1 protein-coding gene is annotated in these 265 nt (G+C 66.4%); it reads left to right on the top strand.

Annotated elements, in window-relative coordinates:
- The coding region (locus tag R0J92_RS23680; RefSeq protein WP_411053475.1) for a hypothetical protein at positions 1–265 on the top strand (265 nt) is incomplete at both ends.

Raw genomic sequence — 265 nt, 5'->3', positions numbered from 1 at the left:
GGGAAATCGTGGCGGCGCAACAGGCTTCGCATCCTCTCGCTCGTCCTCGGCGCAATATATTTCCGCATTGCAGGGCGGCATCGTCAGCCGCAGCGGCGTGACGATTGGCGACAGCGACCGGTCACGGGCGCTGGAAGCGGAATACCGGGCACTGGAAGCGGCTCCTGGCGGCCAGCCGGTGGCATGGACTGGCAGTAGCGTCAGCGGCCAGGTGGTGGCGGCGGCACCCTATCAGGTCGGATCGCAGAATTGCCGGCAGTACACC

It is taken from the genome of Tritonibacter sp. SIMBA_163, assembly GCF_046535935.1.
Classification (GTDB): domain Bacteria; phylum Pseudomonadota; class Alphaproteobacteria; order Rhodobacterales; family Rhodobacteraceae; genus Epibacterium; species Epibacterium scottomollicae.
Note: the sequence above shows the minus strand (reverse complement) of the source record. Positions and strands in the feature narration are given on the sequence as shown.